The 16483-nt window shown below is 73.1% G+C and carries 16 protein-coding genes and 1 tRNA gene; 8 read left to right on the top strand and 9 right to left on the bottom strand.

The window, feature by feature from the left end; all coding sequences use genetic code 11:
- Positions 1–70 precede the first annotated feature (70 nt).
- The 4 genes from ACIGYR_RS03345 to ACIGYR_RS03330 all read left to right on the top strand — a co-directional run bounded on the left by ACIGYR_RS03345 (position 71) and on the right by ACIGYR_RS03330 (position 4312).
- Complete coding sequence (locus ACIGYR_RS03345) at positions 71–967, top strand: dihydrodipicolinate synthase family protein (protein WP_399602476.1); 897 nt, start codon at positions 71–73, stop codon at positions 965–967.
- 11 nt (positions 968–978) lie between these two features.
- Entirely contained in the window at positions 979–1980 is a 1002-nt protein-coding gene (locus tag ACIGYR_RS03340; protein WP_391838190.1) for a proline racemase family protein, read from the top strand.
- Between the two features lie 12 nt (positions 1981–1992).
- Entirely contained in the window at positions 1993–2688 is a 696-nt protein-coding gene (locus ACIGYR_RS03335) for a GntR family transcriptional regulator (protein WP_391838192.1), read from the top strand.
- A gap of 199 nt (positions 2689–2887) precedes the next feature.
- On the top strand, positions 2888–4312 hold the full coding sequence (locus ACIGYR_RS03330; RefSeq protein WP_399602472.1) for an amino acid permease: 1425 nt from the start codon (positions 2888–2890) through the stop codon (positions 4310–4312).
- Here the strand turns inward: ACIGYR_RS03330 and ACIGYR_RS03325 are convergent.
- From ACIGYR_RS03325 to ACIGYR_RS03305, 5 genes are all read right to left on the bottom strand, one after another.
- Positions 4292–5533 (bottom strand): sensor histidine kinase, encoded by a 1242-nt coding sequence (locus ACIGYR_RS03325; RefSeq protein WP_399602469.1) that lies wholly within the window; start codon positions 5531–5533, stop codon positions 4292–4294. The two genes, ACIGYR_RS03330 and ACIGYR_RS03325, sit on opposite strands and share 21 nt — an antisense overlap.
- Before the next feature lie 34 nt (positions 5534–5567).
- On the bottom strand, positions 5568–7325 hold the full coding sequence (locus tag ACIGYR_RS03320) for a cation acetate symporter (protein WP_399602466.1): 1758 nt from the start codon (positions 7323–7325) through the stop codon (positions 5568–5570).
- Positions 7326–7377: 52 nt separating this feature from the next.
- Positions 7378–7656, bottom strand: a complete 279-nt coding sequence (locus ACIGYR_RS03315) for a hypothetical protein (RefSeq protein ID WP_399602463.1) — start codon at positions 7654–7656, stop codon at positions 7378–7380.
- Positions 7657–8012: 356 nt separating this feature from the next.
- Positions 8013–8086: transfer RNA gene (locus tag ACIGYR_RS03310), tRNA-Pro, on the bottom strand.
- A 45-nt stretch (positions 8087–8131) separates the two neighbouring features.
- Positions 8132–9562 (bottom strand): MFS transporter, encoded by a 1431-nt coding sequence (locus ACIGYR_RS03305; RefSeq protein WP_399602460.1) that lies wholly within the window; start codon positions 9560–9562, stop codon positions 8132–8134.
- Between the two features lie 204 nt (positions 9563–9766).
- Between ACIGYR_RS03305 and ACIGYR_RS03300 the strand changes: the two genes are divergently transcribed.
- Entirely contained in the window at positions 9767–10345 is a 579-nt protein-coding gene (locus ACIGYR_RS03300; RefSeq protein WP_399602457.1) for a TetR/AcrR family transcriptional regulator, read from the top strand.
- Positions 10346–10622: 277 nt separating this feature from the next.
- On the opposite strand, the gene ACIGYR_RS03295 is transcribed toward ACIGYR_RS03300, so the two are convergent.
- Complete coding sequence (locus ACIGYR_RS03295) at positions 10623–11138, bottom strand: hypothetical protein (protein WP_399602455.1); 516 nt, start codon at positions 11136–11138, stop codon at positions 10623–10625.
- A gap of 144 nt (positions 11139–11282) precedes the next feature.
- Here ACIGYR_RS03295 and ACIGYR_RS03290 point away from each other — a divergent pair, with 144 nt between their 5' ends.
- The gene (locus ACIGYR_RS03290) at positions 11283–11627 is read left to right on the top strand and encodes a cupin domain-containing protein (RefSeq protein WP_399602452.1); all 345 of its coding nucleotides are present in this window, start codon (positions 11283–11285) and stop codon (positions 11625–11627) included.
- 21 nt (positions 11628–11648) lie between these two features.
- Here the strand turns inward: ACIGYR_RS03290 and ACIGYR_RS03285 are convergent, their stop codons facing one another.
- The gene (locus tag ACIGYR_RS03285) at positions 11649–12671 is read right to left on the bottom strand and encodes a LacI family DNA-binding transcriptional regulator (RefSeq protein ID WP_399602449.1); all 1023 of its coding nucleotides are present in this window, start codon (positions 12669–12671) and stop codon (positions 11649–11651) included.
- A gap of 119 nt (positions 12672–12790) precedes the next feature.
- On the opposite strand from ACIGYR_RS03285, the gene ACIGYR_RS03280 reads away from it, so the two are divergent.
- Both ACIGYR_RS03280 and ACIGYR_RS03275 read left to right on the top strand, forming a co-directional pair.
- On the top strand, positions 12791–13942 hold the full coding sequence (locus ACIGYR_RS03280) for a Gfo/Idh/MocA family protein (RefSeq protein WP_399602445.1): 1152 nt from the start codon (positions 12791–12793) through the stop codon (positions 13940–13942).
- Positions 13943–14180: 238 nt separating this feature from the next.
- Positions 14181–15185, top strand: a complete 1005-nt coding sequence (locus ACIGYR_RS03275) for a Gfo/Idh/MocA family oxidoreductase (RefSeq protein ID WP_399602443.1) — start codon at positions 14181–14183, stop codon at positions 15183–15185.
- A 52-nt stretch (positions 15186–15237) separates the two neighbouring features.
- Here the strand turns inward: ACIGYR_RS03275 and ACIGYR_RS03270 are convergent, their stop codons facing one another.
- Both ACIGYR_RS03270 and ACIGYR_RS03265 read right to left on the bottom strand, forming a co-directional pair.
- A complete protein-coding gene (locus tag ACIGYR_RS03270; protein ID WP_399602440.1) occupies positions 15238–15435 on the bottom strand; it encodes a hypothetical protein in 198 nt (65 codons plus the stop codon).
- Positions 15436–15573: 138 nt separating this feature from the next.
- A complete protein-coding gene (locus ACIGYR_RS03265; protein ID WP_399602438.1) occupies positions 15574–16482 on the bottom strand; it encodes a sugar phosphate isomerase/epimerase family protein in 909 nt (302 codons plus the stop codon).
- Position 16483 lies beyond the last annotated feature (1 nt).

Genomic DNA, 16483 nt, shown 5'->3' with positions numbered 1-16483 from the left:
GGGGTCGCGTCCCACCTCCAGCTCACCGGCCGTCAGTAATATGTCACACTCTACCCGTGAGGGATCGCCCATGACGCACCTCGAGAACCGTCCCTGGCGTGGCCTCCTCGTCGCCACCGCCCTCCCGCTCCGTGACGACCTCTCGGTCGACCACGACCGCTACGCCGAGCACTGCGCCTGGCTCGTCGCGAACGGCTGCGACGGCGTCGTACCGAACGGCTCGCTCGGTGAGTACCAGGTACTCACCCCCGAGGAGCGCGCCCGGGTGGTGGAGACCGCCGTGGCCGCTGTCGGCGGGCAGCGCGTGATGCCGGGTGTCGCCGCGTACGGCGCCGCGGAGGCCCGCCGCTGGGCGGAGCAGGCGGGCGAGGCGGGCTGCGCGTCGGTGATGCTGCTGCCGCCCAACGCCTACCGCGCCGACGAGCGGTCCGTCCTCGCCCACTACGCCGAGGTCGCGAAGTCGGGCCTGCCGGTGGTCGCGTACAACAACCCGATCGACACCAAGGTGGACCTGGTGCCCGAACTCCTCGCCCATCTGCACGGCGAGGGGCTCGTGCACGCCGTCAAGGAGTTCTCCGGTGATGTCCGCCGCGCCTACCGGATTGCCGAACTCGCTCCGGAACTCGATCTGTTGGTCGGCGCCGATGACGTACTGCTGGAACTGGCGGTGGCCGGTGCCAAGGGCTGGGTGGCCGGATACCCCAACGCGCTGCCCCGTGCCTCGGCGGAGCTGTACCGCGCCGCGACGGCCGGTGACCTCGGCACCGCGCTCCCCCTGTACCGGCGACTGCACCCGCTGCTGCGCTGGGACTCGCGGGTGGAGTTCGTCCAGGCGATCAAGCTCTCCATGGACGTCGTCGGGCGGTACGGCGGACCGGTGCGCCCGCCCCGCGTACCGTTGTCGGCCGAGCAGGAGGCCGCGGTCCGCGCGGCCACCGAGAAGGCCGTCGCCGCGGGCCTCGGGTGAAGGAGCCGGACATGCGCAGCAAGCTCGTCCTGCACGCCGTCGACTCGCACACCGAGGGCATGCCGACCCGCGTGATCACCGGCGGGATCGGCACCCTCCCCGGCGCGACGATGAACGAACGGCGGCTGTACTTCCGGGAACACCTCGACCACGTCAAGCGGCTGCTGATGAACGAGCCGCGCGGCCACTCGGCGATGAGCGGCGCCGTCCTCCAGCCGCCGACCCGTCCCGACTGCGACTGGGGCGTCGTCTACATCGAGGTCTCCGGCTATCTGCCGATGTGCGGGCACGGCACGATCGGGGTGGCCACCGTGCTGGTCGAGACCGGCATGGTGGAGGTCGTGGAGCCGGTGACCACCATCCGGCTCGACACCCCGGCGGGGCCGGTGGTCGCCGAGGTGGCGGTGGAGAACGGCGCCGCGCGGAACGTCACCCTGCGGAACGTCCCGTCGTTCGCCGCCGCCCTGGACCGCGAGATCACCCTGTCCGACGGCCGCACCGTCACCTACGACCTCGCCTACGGCGGCAACTTCTACGCCATCCTCCCGCTCGACGCCTTCGGGCTGCCCTTCGACCGCGCCCGCAAGGACGACATCCTGGCGGCGGCCCTGTCGCTGATGCGCGCGATCAACGAGCGGGAGGAGCCGGTGCATCCGGAGGATCCGTCGATCCGCGGCTGCCACCATGTGCACCTCTACGCTCCCGGCGCGACGGCCCGGCACTCGCGCCACGCGATGGCGATCCACCCGGGCTGGTTCGACCGCTCTCCGTGCGGCACCGGTACGAGCGCGCGCATGGCCCAACTGCACGCACGCGGTGAACTCCCTTTGCACACCGAGTTCGTGAACGAGTCCTTCATCGGTACCCGGTTCACCGGGCGGCTGCTGGGGACGACGGAGGTCGCCGGGGTGCCGGCCGTGCTGCCCAGCTTCACCGGCCGCGCCTGGATCACGGGTACCGCGCAGTATCTGCTGGACCCGGCCGATCCCTTCCCGGAGGGGTTCGTCCTCTAGACTCACCCGGTGATGCGTGACATGGCACAGAACACGCCGGGGGCACAGACGCCCGCGCTCCCCCGGCTCGGCGGCCGGCGGAGCAGCTACCGCGAGCGGGTGGCGGACGCCCTGCGCGCCGCGCTGATCGCGGGCGAGCTGCGACCGGGCGAGGTGTACTCGGCGCCCTCGCTGGCCACCCGGTTCGGTGTCTCGGCGACACCGGTGCGCGAGGCGATGCTCGACCTGGCCAAGGAGGGGCTGGTCGACACCGTGCCCAACAAGGGCTTCCGGGTCACCGCCGTCTCCGACAAGCAGCTGGACGAGTACACGCACATCCGGTCGCTCGTCGAGATCCCCACCGTGGTGGCCCTGGCCCGCACGGCCGACCGCGTCTCGCTGGAGGCTCTGCGCCCGGCGGCCCGGGAGATCGTCACCGCCGCGGTGGCGGGTGACCTGATCGGCTACGTCGAGGCCGACACCCGCTTCCACCTGGGTCTGCTCGCCCTGGCAGGCAACGCCCACCTGGTCGAGGTCGTCGCCGACCTGCGCAAACGCTCCCGCCTTTACGGTCTGACCGCGCTGGTGGAGGCGGGCCGGCTGCTCGCCTCCGCCGAGGAGCACCTGGAACTGCTGGACGCCCTGCTGGAGCGCGACGAGAAGGCCGTGCACGCGATCATGACCCGGCATCTGGGGCATGTACGCAGTCTGTGGGCGGCGGCGGACTGACCGCGCCCGGTACCCGGCCGCCCCTGGCACCGGTGGCGGACATCTCGCGGTGCGGAGGCCGTCCCGCGACGCTTTTTGCGTGATCGGGCGGCCCGCACGAAACAACGATCGGCCATTTTGCGTCAGATCGACGCATCCCCGACCATGGACCCGTCCCGGTGATCCCGGGAACGTCAGTTCCATGAGAGGCGCACCACCCATGCACAGCACCGGAACCGTCCCACAGTCGGCTCCGGCCCCCGCGGAGACTGCCGCGGAGACCCCCACGGTTCCCGTCGAGGACCCGCACGGCGACACCGGCAGGCACGCCCGCCGGTTCGGCCTGCCCGTCGCCACCGCGCTGGTCATGGGCAACATCATCGGCGGCGGCATCTTCCTGCTGCCCGCCTCCATCGCTCCCTTCGGCACGGTCAGCCTGGTCGCCTTCGTGGTGCTGACCGTCGGTGCCATCGCGCTCGCCCTGGTCTTCGGCCGGCTCGCCGCCCGCGACCCCCGTACCGGCGGCCCCTACGTCTACGCCCGCGAGGCGTTCGGTGACTTCGCGGGCTTCCTCGCGGCCTGGTCGTACTGGATCACCACCTGGGTGTCGAACGCCGCGCTCGCCGTCGCCGCCGTCGGCTACCTGGACGTGCTGATCCCGGTCGACGGCCACCGCTGGACCGCCTGTCTGGCCGCACTGACCCTGCAGTGGCTGCCCGCCCTCGCCAACTTCGCCGGCACCCGCTACGTGGGGGCCGTCCAGCTGGTCTCTACGGTGCTGAAGTTCGTACCGCTGCTGCTCGTCGCGGTCGGCGGCCTGTTCTTCTTCGACCCGGACCGGCTCGGGCCGTTCAACGCCGGCGGGCACAGCGCCGTCGGCGCGGTGTCCGCATCCGCCGCCCTGCTGCTCTTCTCCTACCTCGGGGTGGAGTCCGCCGCCGTCAGCGCGGGAGAGGTCAAGGACGCCCGGCGCAACGTGGGACGGGCCACCGTCATCGGCACCTCGGCCGCCGCGCTGGTGTACCTGCTGGGCACGCTGTCCGTGTTCGGCACGGTCGCGCACGACCGTCTGGTGACCTCCACGGCGCCGTTCTCGGACGCCGTGAACACGATGTTCGGCGGCAGCTGGGGTGGTACGGCGGTGGCGCTCGCCGCCCTCGTCTCGATGACGGGCTGCCTCAACGGCTGGACGCTGCTGAGCGCCCAGACACCGTACGCGGCGGCGCGCGACGGTCTGTTCCCCAGTGCCTTCACGCGCCGCCGGCGGGGGGTGCCCACGGTCGGGGTCGGCGTGACGGTCGTCCTCGCCTCGCTGCTCACGACGTACAACTACCTGTCGGGCTCGGGCAAGGTCTTCGAGATCCTGGTCCTCGTCACCACGTTCACGGCGACCGTGCCGTATCTGCTGGCCGCCGCCGCGCAGATCTTCCATCTGGTGCGGGGCGAGGAGGTCGACCGGACGCGGCTGGTGCGCGACTCCGTGGTCACCGCGGTGGCCGCCGCCTTCTCGGTCTGGCTGATGGCGGGCGCCGGCTACGCGGCGGTGTACCAGGGCGTGCTGTTCCTGTTCGCCGGGATCCTGGTCTACGCGGTGATGGCGGCGCGGCGGCAGCGGACGCGGTCGTCAGCGGTCGTGGCGCCGTAGTCCGCCGGCACCCGGCGCCGCGGTGCGCGGGGGCTCGCTGTGCACTCCGGCCCGGTACTTGGGGACACGGATGGTGACCTTCATCCCGGCGCCGACGCCGGTCTCGATCACCAGCCCGTGATCGTCCCCGTAGACCTGCCGCAGCCGCTCGTCCACATTGCGCAGCCCGATGCCCGCCGCGGAGCCGCCCTCTCCGCGCAGGATGCGGCGGAGCCGGTCCGGCTCCATGCCGACGCCGTTGTCCTCGATGACGATGCGGGCCGTCGCTCCCTCGTCCTGAGCGGCGATGGTGATCCGGGCGCGCTCGACGCTCTCCTCCAGCCCGTGCTTGACGGCGTTCTCCACCAGGGGCTGGAGGCACAGGAAGGGCACCGCCACCGGCAGCACCTCGGGGGCTATCTGAAGGGTCACCTCCAGCCGGGGTCCGAACCGGGCGCGGACCAGTTCCAGGAACTGCTCGATGGCGCGCAACTCTTCGGCCAGGGTGGTGTACTCGCCGTGACGGCGGAACGAGTAGCGGGCGAAGTCGGCGAACTCCAGGAGGAGTTCGCGGGCCCGCTCGGGGTCGGTGCGGACGAACGAGGCGATCGCCGCGAGGGAGTTGTAGACGAAGTGCGGGGAGATCTGTGCGCGCAGTGCCCGGATCTCCGCCTCGATCAGTCCCGTGCGGGTCCGGTCGAGATCGGCGAGTTCGAGCTGGACGGAGACCCAGCGCGCCACCTCCTCGGTGGCCCGGACCGCGGGCGCCGACTCCCCCGCGCCGAGCACGACGAGGGCACCGAGCACGCGCTGGTCGACGGTGAGCGGGGCGGCGGCGCCCCAGCGCACGGGGCACTGCGGGTCCCGGCAGCCGACGGTGAAGACGTGCGTGCGGCCGGTGTCCAGTACCTGACGGACCCGGTCCAGGGCCGCGTCCTCGTGGTGCCGGCCCGGCCCGTCCCAGGCCAGCAGCCGGTCCTCGGCGGTGAGCCCGAGCGCGGCCGTGCCGAACAGCGGCCGGAGCCGTCGTACCGCCTTGCGGGAGGCGTCCACGGTGAGTCCGGCGCGCAGCGGGGGCGCGGCCAGGGACGCGGTGTGCAGGGTGCGGAAGGTGGCGCGTGCCACGGGGGTGCCGAGGTCCGTGCCATCCCGGGCGGACCGGCGGGCCGGCAGCCGTCCCACGGCGAGTCCGGCCGCGAACAGCAGGGGACCTCCGGCGGCGAGGAGGGCGAGCCCGTTCATGTGCGGGCCCGCTGGGCCGCGGGCCTCAGCTTCGTCATGGGGTCCTCACTCCTCGGCGGGTGGTGGGCGTGGGCGTGCCCCGGTCCACCGGGCGTTCGGGCAGGTGGAGGCGGCCCATGGCCGCCTCGGTGCCGGGCGGGATCCGGTCCCGGGTGGCCAGGGACACCAGGATCATGGTCAGGAAGCCGAGCGGTACCGACCACACGGCCGGCCAGGCGAGCAGCGTGTGCACCCAGCCGTCGGCCAGGGGCCCGGCGATGGTCAGGGCGACCGCGGTGAGGGCGCCGCCGCCGCCGGTGAGGAGCCCCGCGATCGCGCCGGGCGCGGTGAGTCCGCGCCACCAGATGCCGAGCACCAGCAGCGGGCAGAAGGACGAGGCGGCCACCGCGAAGGCGAGTCCCACGGCGTTGGCGACGGGGAGTTCGCTGGCGGCCACGCTCACCGTGGCGGGTACGGCGACCGCCGCCGGTGTGGCCAGCCGGAAGTTGCGGACGCCGAGCGAGGGCAGCACGTCCTGGCCGAGCACGCCCGCGACGGAGAGGGTGAGCCCGGAGGCGGTGGACAGGAAGGCGGCGCAGGCGCCGGCGGCGATCAGCGCGCCGAGGAGGTCGCCGCCGACGCCTCCGACGAGACGTTCCGGCAGCACGAGGACGGCGGCGTCGGTGTTGCCGGTGAGCAGCAGGTCGGGGGCGTAGAGCCGGCCGAGGAGACCGTAGAGGGGCGGCAGCAGGTAGAAGCCGCCGACCAGGGCGAGCACGATCACCGTGGTGCGCCGGGCGGCACGGCCGTCGGGATTGGTGTAGAAGCGGACGAGGACATGGGGCAGCCCCATGGTGCCGAGGAAGGTGGCGCATATCAGCCCGTACGTCGTGTACAGCGGGTGCTCGTCCCCAGCGCCGGACGACGGCGCCGCCCACCCGGCGCCGCTGCGCCGGCCGTCGTCGCTCTCGCGCTCGGGCACCGGGGCCGTGGGCGGGAACCGGAGTGTCGTCCCGGCCCGGACCTCGTGCACACCGGGGTCCAGCACCAGCCGGCCCTCCGCGTAGCCCTTGCCGTCCACGGCACCGGTCACCACGGCCCGCAGGGGGGCGTCGATCCTGATGCGTACGGTGCTGTCGACGGTGACCTGGGTGTGCCGGCGGAAGGTCGGCGGCTCGTCCACGGACCGGGCGGGATGCGGGTCGCCGTGCCAGGCGATGACCAGGAAGATCGCGGGCACGAGGAGCGCGGTCAGCTTCAGGCAGTACTGGAACGCCTGGACGAAGGTGATGCTGCGCATGCCGCCGGCGGCCACGGCCAGGGTGACGACGACGGCGACGAGCAGACCGCCGAGCCAGCGCGGCGCGCCGGTGACCAGGCCGAGGGTGAGGCCCGCGCCCTGGAGCTGGGGCAGCAGGTAGAGCCAGCCGACACCGACGACGAGCACACCGGCGACGCGCCGGGCGGCCTTCGACTCCAGCCGGGAGTCGGCGAAGTCGGGCAGGGTGTAGGCCCCGGAGCGGCGCAGCGGGGCGGCGACGAACGCGAGCAGGACGAGATAGCCGGCGGCGTAGCCGACGGGGAACCAGAGCATCTCGACGCCCTGGGCGGCGACGAGTCCGGCGATGCCGAGGAAGGAGGCCGCCGAGAGGTACTCGCCGCTGACGGCCATGGCGTTGAGGTACGGCGGCACGGTACGGGAGGCGACGTAGAAGTCGGACGTGGTGCGGGAGATACGCAGCCCCGCCGAGCCGATCACCAAGGTCGCGGCGAGGGCCGCCGACACGGCCACGATGCCGTACGTCTGGTTCACCCGGCGGCCCCTGGCGCGCGTCCGGAGCCAGGCGGCTGAACGACGGTCGCCATCAGGGCCTTTCGGGTTCCACGGCGTCCCGTTCATTGCGTTCGGCGCGTACGACGTACCACCGGCCGAGGACGACGAGTGCGGGGTAGACGGCGACACCGAGAACGGCCCAGACGACCAGGGCACTGCCCGGGCGGACATCCGGGTCCGGAAGGGCGGTGAAGGCGAGGGGGAGCAGCCCGAGCAGGCCGACGAGAATCCCGAACGCCGTCATCCCGAGCCGGAATTGACGGCGTATCAAGTTCTGGAGGCCGCGGGCGTCGACGGCGGGGTCCGCCACCAGGTGCGTCCGGGCGGGGCGGGCGGCCCCACGCGGCGCACGGGGAGCCCCCGTGACCACCTCACGTAGGGGAGCCCCCGTGACCACTTCACGTCGGGGAGTCCCGGGTGCACCCATGCCGCGTCCTCCGGCCCGCGAAGATCACACTTCGCAGTGGAGTGTACGCACCGGGAAACAAAAGGGACAGCGTCCGGTCGGCGGCCGTTGGGGCCACCGCTGCGGCGGCCCGCTCGACGCAGGATTCGTGGGGCGGACCGGGCGGACCGGGCGGACCCGACGGTCGACCGCTCGCGCCGGCATGACGAGAAGCCGTGCCGGATCACTCCGGCACGGCTTCCGACCTGCTTGTTCGCAAGTCGGGACGACAGGATTTGAACCTGCGACCCCTTGACCCCCAGTCAAGTGCGCTACCAAGCTGCGCCACGTCCCGCCGCGGTCCCACACGGAGCGCTCCGCGTGATCACGCAGGTCAACACTACCGCACCTGTGCGGGTGCCCGTGTCGACCCCGGCACGGGCCGCGGCTCGGCCAGGTGGCCGGAGCGGTGGACCGGGACGAGGAGGGCCGCGCCGGCCGCGGCCAGGCAGAGCAGGGCGAGCAGGGCCCAGCCGTGGGTGTAGCCGGAGGCGTACGGCAGACCGGAGGGCTGGAGCCGGCCGGTGACCAGGACGCTGGTGAGCGCGGCGCCGATGGAACCGCCGATGGTGCGGATGTTGGCGTTCATGCCGGTCGCGGCACCGGTCTGCTCCACCGGCACACTGCCCACGATGAGGTTGGCCATCGAGGCGAAGGCCAGTCCGATACCGAGGCCGAAGAGACCCGCGACGACGGCGATCTGCCACTGCTCGTCGTGCCAGAGGGTGAGGAAGCCGCAGGCCAGCGCGCCGAGCGCGGCCCCGGTCGTGAGCAGCGCCTTGGCGCCGACGCGGGGCTCCAGGCGGCCCGAGAGGACGCCGGAGAGGAACATCGCGAGGAGCATCGGCAGCATGAGCAGGCCGGAGGCGGTCACACTGGCGCCGAAGCCGTAGCCGGCCGCGGCGGGGGTCTGGACGAAGCCGGGCAGGAACGACCAGATGGAATACATGCCGGCGCCGAACAGCAGGGCGGCGGCGTTGGTCGTCCACACCGCGGGCAGCCTGAGCACCCGCAGGTCGATGAGCGGGCTGCGCGAGCGGGCCTCGGTCACCAGCCACACCGTGAACAGCGCAACGGCGAGGGCGAACAGGCCGAGCACCTTCGCCGAAGCCCAGCCCCACTGCCCGGCCTGGCTCAGCGGCAGCAGCAGGGCCACCAGCCAGCCGGAGAGCAGCACGGCACCGCCCCAACTGACCTTGCCTTCGGCGCGCTTGGGTGACTCGGGGACGTAGCGCAGGGCGATCAGGACCGTCGCGGCGACGATCCCCACGGGGAGCCAGAACAGCCAGCGGTAGTCGAGCGCGGACACGATGGGCCCGGCGGCCACCATGCCGACCCCGCCGCCGGCGGCGATCACGGCGGAGAGGTTGCTGATGCTGCCGCTGACCTCGGCCGGGGCGAACTCGTCCCGGATGATGCCGAAGGAGAGCGGGAACAGGGCGCCACCGACCCCCTGGACGACCCGGGCGACGATGAGCACAGCGATGTTCGGCGCCAGCGCGGCGACGAGACAGCCGGCGAGGACGGCCAGCAGGACGGCGACGAGGGTCCGTTTCTTGCCGACGAGGTCGCCGACCCGGCCGAGGATCGGGGTGAAGACCGAGGCGGACAGCAGATAGGCCGTCATCACCCAGGTCGCGGTGGACTGGGAGGTGTGCAGGGCGTGCTGGACGGTCGGCAGGGCCGGCGCGATCAGCGACTGGAGCATGGAGAACACGCCGGCACCGGTCGCGAGGACCGCGAAGGTGAGGCGGGCTGTCGGGCGGGGCATGAAGAAGCCTCTCCGGAAAGCGGGGACACGGAGGGTCGAGTGCTGAGGGGCACGGTCGTACGGGCCGTGCGACAGGTGCGGGGCGGTCGCGTGGGCCGCGTCCGGCCATGGCGGAGCCACCCCGCACTGGTAAAGTGGAGGTACTCCTCCACTGTAGCGGAGGCGCACCTCCGGTTCAATCGATTCCCCTCCCGGGAGGCCCCAGTGACGGCCACGCCGTTCCCCGTCAGCGAGATCGTGGCGACCCGCCGGCCGCACCGCAAGGACGCCGCCCGCAACTACGACGCCCTGCTCGACGCCGCCCGCGAGGCGTTCGCCGACCACGGGGCCGACGCCTCGCTGGAGGACATCGCGCGCCGTGCGGGCGTGGGCATCGGCACGCTGTACCGGAACTTCCCCACCCGCCGCGATCTGTTCGAGACGGTCTACGCGGACGAGGTCAACGCCCTGTGCCGGGCCGCCGTCGAACTGACGGACCGGGAGCCGTGGGAGGCGCTGACGGCCTGGCTGGACCGGTTCGCCGGGTACATGGTCACCAAGCGTGCGGTGCGCGAGGCTCTCGACGGCGAGTCGGACATCTTCCAGGCCTGCCGCGAGTCCATGTACGCGGCCGGCGGCCCGCTGCTGGAACGTGCGCAGCGGGCCGGTGCCGCCCGGGCGGACATGGACTTCGGGGACCTGCTGCGGATGGTCGCCGGGATCACGGCGACGGCCTTCGAGGACGCCGCCCAGCGGGACCGGGTCCTCGCCATCGCCCTGGACGGGGTCCGCGCCGGCCACTGACACCGTCCGGCGCCCGGCCCGTACGCCAAGCCCGAGCACCAGGCCCGCACGCCAAGCCCCGACACAAGGCCCGAGCACCAGGCCCGAGCGCCAAACCCGTACGCCAAGCCGGAGCACCAGGCCCGTACACGCGGCCCAGGCGCCTGGGCCGAGCGCCCTGGACCGGGCGCCCTGGACCGGGCGCCCTGGACCGGGCGCCCTGGACCGGGCGTCCTGGGCCGGACGCCTGGTCCGGTGGCCGTCGAGGCGCTCTGCCGCGGCCCCGGGACCCCGGCGGTTACTTGATCAACGCGTTCGCCCCCACCACGATCAGCCCGAGCAGCGCGTCCCCCAGTCCCATGAGGACGGCGACCGGCCAGCGCCGCGCCGACCAGCGGGCCGTGAGCAGACCGAGCACGAACAGGATCATCATGTTGAGGACGAACGCCGCGTACTCGACGCCCTTCGCCGGCCACCACCCCACCCGCGCGCCCGCGAGCAGGAAGACCGTGGGCAGCACGGCCGTCACGAGCGGCCACTCGTCGCGCACGGCGATCAGGACGTCCCAGCGGCGGTGCGGGGCCCGCTCGGCGATGTAGTGGGCGTAGCCGTGGGCGAGGGCGGAGGCGCACGCGGTCACCAGCACCCACGCCGCGTCGTAGCCCCGGACGTCGGCGGACGTGTGCCCGTACCGGGTGAGCGCCGCGACCATCGAGCTGGCGAGGACGGCGCCGTACACCCCGCCGAACAGGACGAGCTCGCGCGCGTCGTGCTGCCGGTGCGGTGCCGTGCCGGCCACCGTGGAGTCAGCCATCTCCCCACGATCACCCGGTCCCGGCGGCCCCGCCAGTCCACGCCCCGGCCCGTCCGTGCCCCGACGAAGTGTCCTGCGACCAGGCCGGATGTCCCACACACTGTCCACGGCCCCACGGTTCGCGGGCCGACTAGGGTCGGCCGTATGACGCACAGCTTCGCGCTCCACATCCCCGACGCCGGCCTCGAACCCGAGCCCCTGGACCCCGAGCAGATCGTCTCGGGCGACCCGGAGGTCACCGGGAAGGTCGTCTGGGAGTCGCCGGACGGGCGGCAGATCCGGGGCGTCTGGCAGATCACCCCGGGCGTGGTCACGGACACGGAGGCGGACGAGCTGTTCGTGGTGATCAGCGGGTCGGCGACGATCGAGGTGGCGGACGGGCCGACGCTGCGGGTGGGGCCCGGCGACATGGCGGTGCTGCGCGCGGGCGACCGTACGACGTGGACCGTGCACGAGACGCTGCGCAAGGCGTACGCGATCAACCTCTGACGAACCGGGCACTCGGCCCGGTCACGCCGTCGGGACGCCGGCAGCGGTCGCGGAGTGCGGCGGCCCCGTCGTTCCCCGTACCTGAAGTGTCGGCGGGGCCAGATGGACGGCGCCCTCCGCGTCATGACCGGCAAGGCGGTCCAGGAGGCACCGGGCGGCCCGCCGGCCGGCCTCGTACGGCGCGGTGTCCACGGTGGTCAGCCACAGGTGCCGCAACCGGGCGATGCTGGTGTTGTCGTAGCCCGTCACCGACAGGTCGCGGGGCACCCGCAGCCCCAGTTCCCCGGCCGCCGAGAGCGCGCCGACCGCCGCCATGTCGTTGACGGCGAGGAGCGCCGTGGGCCGCTCCGGGCGGCTGAGCAGCCGTACGGTTCCGCGGTAGCCGCTCTCCTCGGTCAGGTCGCCCGGTTCGACGAGCGGCTCGGCGCCGTGCGCTCGCATCGCCGTCTCGAAGCCGCGCCGGCGCAGTTCCCCGACGGCGCCCTGGCCCGCGAGGTGCGCGATCCGGCGGTGCCCGAGCCCGAGCAGGTGCTCGGTGACGAGCCGGGCGCCCTGCTCGTCGTCCCCCGCGACGACGTCCACACCCGGCGGCTGCGCCTCGCGGGCCCCCGCCACGACCACCGGCATCCGCCGCGACAGTGCGCCGAGCGCGCCGGCGTCCGGGACCGTGCCGACCACCACGAGTCCGTCGACGCCCAGGTCGAGGAAGGGTTCGGCGAGGTCGTGGCCCATGCGCCGGTTGAGGCGGGCATCGGCGAGGAGCATGTGCAGACCGGCCGCGTGCAGCAGGGAGTTGAGTCCGTCGAGCAGTTCCACGAACCAGGGGTTGCGCAGGTCGTCCAGGAGGACCCCGACGGTGCGGCTGCGCTGTTCGCTGAGGCTGCGGGCCGCCGCGTTCGGGCGGTAGCCCAGCTCCCGCACGGCCCGCAGCACCGCGTCCCGTTTCTCGGGCCGCACCGGGCCGGAGCCGCGCAGCACCAGGGAGACCAGCGACTTCGACACGCCGGCCCGTTCGGCCACGTCACGGATCGTCGGCGGTCTCATGGCATGGACCGTTCCATGGGGCGTGCCACGCTGTCAAAGGGTTGACACACAGGCCATGTCCGAACAAAGGTGAGCCGCACCGGGCATGGACCGGTCCAAGAACGCCGGGAAGGGCTGTCATGGTGGATGCGCTGGGTGTCGCCGTCGTCGGGTTCGGCTGGATGGGCCGGGTGCACGCCCAGGCGTACGCCCGGCTACCGCATCACTATCCGCGGCTCCCGCTGCGGCCCCGGCTGGTCACGGTCGCCGAGGAGGTGCCGGGGCGGGCCGAGGAGGCCGCCGAGCGGTTCGGGTTCGGCTCGGCGACCCGCGACTGGCGCGAGGTGGCCGCCGATCCGGACGTCCAGGCCGTCAGCGTCACCGCGCCGAACTTCCTGCACCGGGAGATCGGCGTGGCGATGGCCGAGGCCGGCAAGCACCTCTGGATCGAAAAGCCGGTGGGCCTGACCTCGGGGGACGCCCGCGCGGTCGCCGACGCGGTCGCCAAGGCCGGCGTACAGGGCACGGTCGGCTTCAACTACCGCAACGCGCCCGCCGTGGAGTCCGCCCGCGAGCTGATCACCTCCGGCGAGATCGGCATGGTCACCCACGTCCGCATCCGTCTCTTCAGCGATTACGCGGCCCATCCGGACGCGGCCCTGACCTGGCGGTACGAGCGGAAGCGGGGCGGCAGCGGGGTGCTCGGCGACCTGGCCTCGCACGGTGCCGACCTGGCCCGGTTCCTGCTCGGTGACATCGCCTCCCTCACCGCCGACACCGCGGTCTTCGTACCGGAACGCGCCCGCCCGGCCGGGGCGACGGCAGGCCACGCCCTGGCCTCGGGCGGCGAGCCGGGCCCGGTCGAGAACGAGGACTACGTCAACTGCCTCCTCCGCTTCGCCTCCGGTGCGCGTGGGGTCCTGGAGGCGTGCCGGGTCTCGGTCGGCGAGCAGAACAACTACGGCTTCGAGGTGCACGGCACCCGGGGCGCGGTGTTCTGGGACTTCCGCCGGATGAACGAACTGAGGGTGAGCCGTGGCACGACCTACCGGGACCAGCCGGTGAGCACGGTGTACGTCGGACCGGACGCCGGCGAGTTCGCGGCGTTCCAGCCGGGCGCGGCCAACGCGATGGGCTACGACGACCTGAAGGTGATCGAGGCCCACCGCTTCGTGCGCTCCATCGCCGAGGGCACGCCGTACGGCACCACCCTCGCGGACGCCGTGCACAGCGCCATGGTGCTCGACGCCATGGCGGAGTCCGCGGAGAGCGGCCGATGGGTCGGCCTGTAGCCGGCCCGGCGAGGACGCCACCCAGCGTGCCTTCCATGGCGCCGGCGCCGACTGGCAGGAGCAGGCCGCGGCCCGGCTGCCGAGGGGCGGGCCGGGTCGGCCGGACGAGATCGCGGACTTCGTCCTCCTGCCGCTGTCCGACCGGACCCGCCTGGTCACCGGCTCGGTGACCGACGACGCCCAGAACGTGCTCGACGGCCTCGACCAGCACCCGCACCCCACCCTAGGAGCAGCACCCATGCGCATCGGAATCCTCGGTCTCGGCCGCATCGGCGCCTTCCACGCCGAGACCCTCTCCCACCTCGACGCCGTCGAGTCGCTCGTCGTCACCGACCCGTTCACGGACGCCGCCAAGGCCGCCGCCGAGCGGTTCGGGGCCGAGGTCGCGGACTCGCCGGAGGCGCTGCTGGCGGCCGGGGTGGACGGCGTCGTCGTCGCGGCGGCCACGGACGCCCACCCGGCGCTCATCCGGGCCGGGGTGGCGGCCGGTGTGCCGGTCTTCTGCGAGAAGCCGGTGGCCCGCACCATGGCGGAGGGCGTCGAGGTCCTCGCGGCCGTCCGGGACAGCGACGTGCCGATCCAGATCGGCTACAACCGGCGCTTCGACGCGGGCTTCGCCGCCGCGCGGGCCGCCGTCCGGACCGGTGAGCTGGGCAAGCTGCACACGGTCCGCTCCACGACCCTGGATCCCGCGCCGCCGCCGGCCGCGTACGTCGCCGCGTCGGGCGGGATCTTCCGCGACTGCTCGGTGCACGACTTCGACGTCATCCGCTGGGTGACGGGCCGTGAGGTCACCGAGGTGTACGCGGTGGGCGGCAACCGGGGCGCCGACTACATCGAGGCGGCCGGTGACGCCGACACCACCGGCGCGATCCTGACCCTGGACGACGGCACGATCGCGGTGGTGTCCAACTCCCGGCACAACGCGCGGGGGTACGACGTGCGCATGGAACTCCACGGCTTCGCCGACTCGATCGCCGTCGGCCTGGACGACCAGCTTCCGCTCCGCTCGGTCGAGCCCGGTGCGACCTTCCCGTCCGGCGCCCCGCACGACTTCTTCATGGACCGCTTCGCCGCCGCCTACCGCGCCGAACTCAGCGCGTTCACCGAGGTCGTGGCCGGCACCCGGCCCTCGCCGTGCACCGTCGAGGACGCCCTGGAGGCCGGCTGGATCGCCGAGGCATGCACCCTGTCGCTGCACGAGCACCGGCCGGTGCCGCTCGCGGAGGTGCGGGGGGCCTGAGGACACGGTGACGGCGCCCGGGCACAGGCCCGGGCGCCGTCACCGTGTGCGGTCAGCCGCAGTAGCGGATCAGCCACTCGTCCGCGTTGTACGTGTCCCGCGCCGGGTCGGGCAGGGTCGCCGGCCTCGTCTCCACCATGTCCTGCGGGGGTATCCGCTCGGGCAGCTGACCGAAGCGCTCGTGACGCCGGGCGGTGGCCGCATCAGCGGCCTCCTGGGGCGTCTCATGGAGTTCCGTGCGGTGTGCCATGTCGTCCTCCCGTCCGCGCGGGCATTCCCCGTTGTCGGTGAGAACGCCCGCGGCCCCCCGTTGGTTCCCGGCCCCGCCGTGGCCGAATCCGTAGGGGTACCGAAGGAACCGGCGCGCCCGCCCTCCCCCTTCGGACCGTCAGGCGCCGCAGGACCGCAGGAAGCGCCGGGTGCGCTGGGCGATCGGCAGCGGCTTGTCCGGCTCGCAGGGGTACATGTCCTGCTCGACGATCGCGAACAGCTCCACACCCAGCTTCTGCGCCGCTTCCAGCACCGGTCCCAGTTCCGGGACGCCGGACGGCGGTTCGCACATCACCCCGCGCTGCACGGCCGGTCCGAACGGCACCCCGCCCGCGACCACCCCGGCGAGGATCTCCGGGTCGACCTGCTTCAGGTGCAGATACCCGATGCGCTCGCCGTAGGTCTCGATCAGCTCGACGCTGTCGCCGCCGCAGTAGGCGTAGTGCCCGGTGTCCAGGCAGAGGCCGACCAGCTCGGCGTCGGTGGAGTCCAGGAAGCGTTCGACGTGGTCGGCGGTGTCGATGTGGGTGTCGGCGTGCGGGTGGACGACGATGTCCAGACCGTAGGTCTCCTTGACCTCGTGGCCGAGCCGCTCCATGCCCTTCGTCAGGTGCGCCCACTGCTCGGTGGTCAGCTCGGGCGGCTCCAGGATCTCGGCGGTCTTGTCGTCCCGCCAGAAGGAGGGGATCACCACCAGGTGCCCCGCGCCCATCGCCTGGGTGAGCGCGGCCACCTGGCTGACGTGGGCCCAGGTGTCCTCCCAGACGGCGGGGCCGCGGTGCATGCCGGTGAAGACCGTGCCCGCCGAGACCTTCAGGCCCCGCCGGGCCACCTCGTCGGTCAGCCGCGCCGGGTCGGTGGGCAGGTAGCCGTACGGGCCCAGTTCGATCCAGTCGTACCCGGCCTCGGCGACCTCGTCGAGGAAGCGGTCCCAGGGCACCTGGCGCGGGTCGTCGGGGAACCAGACACCCCAGGAGTCGGGGGCCGAGCCGACCCGGATGCGGTCGAGCGAAGAGGGGTGCGCCATG

The sequence above is a fragment of the Streptomyces sp. NPDC053076 genome, assembly GCF_044546845.1.
GTDB lineage: Bacteria > Actinomycetota > Actinomycetes > Streptomycetales > Streptomycetaceae > Streptomyces.
Note: the sequence above shows the minus strand (reverse complement) of the source record. Positions and strands in the feature narration are given on the sequence as shown.

Bases quoted from the DNA above. Each gene is read 5' to 3' on its own strand.
- ACIGYR_RS03345 (WP_399602476.1), top strand. From the start codon at position 71: ATGACGCACCTCGAGAACCGTCCCTGGCGTGGCCTCCTCGTCGCCACC.
- ACIGYR_RS03285 (WP_399602449.1), bottom strand. From the start codon at position 12,671: ATGAGACCGCCGACGATCCGTGACGTGGCCGAACGGGCCGGCGTGTCG.
- ACIGYR_RS03265 (WP_399602438.1), bottom strand. From the start codon at position 16,482: ATGGCGCACCCCTCTTCGCTCGACCGCATCCGGGTCGGCTCGGCCCCC.
- ACIGYR_RS03335 (WP_391838192.1), top strand. From the start codon at position 1,993: ATGCGTGACATGGCACAGAACACGCCGGGGGCACAGACGCCCGCGCTC.
- ACIGYR_RS03290 (WP_399602452.1), top strand. From the start codon at position 11,283: ATGACGCACAGCTTCGCGCTCCACATCCCCGACGCCGGCCTCGAACCC.
- ACIGYR_RS03330 (WP_399602472.1), top strand. From the start codon at position 2,888: ATGCACAGCACCGGAACCGTCCCACAGTCGGCTCCGGCCCCCGCGGAG.
- ACIGYR_RS03340 (WP_391838190.1), top strand. From the start codon at position 979: ATGCGCAGCAAGCTCGTCCTGCACGCCGTCGACTCGCACACCGAGGGC.
- ACIGYR_RS03270 (WP_399602440.1), bottom strand. From the start codon at position 15,435: ATGGCACACCGCACGGAACTCCATGAGACGCCCCAGGAGGCCGCTGAT.
- ACIGYR_RS03295 (WP_399602455.1), bottom strand. From the start codon at position 11,138: ATGGCTGACTCCACGGTGGCCGGCACGGCACCGCACCGGCAGCACGAC.
- ACIGYR_RS03325 (WP_399602469.1), bottom strand. From the start codon at position 5,533: ATGAACGGGCTCGCCCTCCTCGCCGCCGGAGGTCCCCTGCTGTTCGCG.
- ACIGYR_RS03305 (WP_399602460.1), bottom strand. From the start codon at position 9,562: ATGCCCCGCCCGACAGCCCGCCTCACCTTCGCGGTCCTCGCGACCGGT.
- ACIGYR_RS03280 (WP_399602445.1), top strand. From the start codon at position 12,791: ATGGTGGATGCGCTGGGTGTCGCCGTCGTCGGGTTCGGCTGGATGGGC.
- ACIGYR_RS03275 (WP_399602443.1), top strand. From the start codon at position 14,181: ATGCGCATCGGAATCCTCGGTCTCGGCCGCATCGGCGCCTTCCACGCC.